Origin of the sequence: Actinomyces sp. HMSC075C01, assembly GCF_001812965.1 — a bacterium.
GTDB classification, from domain to species: Bacteria; Actinomycetota; Actinomycetes; order Actinomycetales; family Actinomycetaceae; genus Actinomyces; species Actinomyces acetigenes.
This window is the reverse complement of the sequence record NZ_KV811040.1, coordinates 171,233-171,459: the sequence shown is the minus strand read 5'-3', so window position 1 is coordinate 171,459 and position 227 is coordinate 171,233. Positions and strand designations below refer to the sequence as shown.

General features: G+C 69.6%; 1 protein-coding gene. It reads left to right on the top strand.

The window, feature by feature from the left end; translation table 11 throughout:
• Positions 1-227, top strand: a 227-nt coding sequence (locus tag HMPREF2883_RS13450; RefSeq protein ID WP_176747225.1) for a replication-relaxation family protein, incomplete at both ends; no start/stop codon positions are given.

The window sequence follows — 227 nt, the reverse complement described above, 5'->3', positions numbered from 1 at the left end:
GGAGGCCGTCCGCCAGGAGGCGGACACCGAGGCGATGGTGGCCTTGGAGCCAGAGTGCTGGCGCACTGCGCTCAGCCCCAGCGGCCAACCTCAGGTGCTGCGCCCCGACCTAGCGGTGACCATCACCAGCCCGGCCTATGAGGACCGCTACCTCATCGAGGTCGACCGGGCTACCGAGAACCCCGGCCGCGTCATCGCCACCTGCTGGCGCTACCAGGAACACCAAG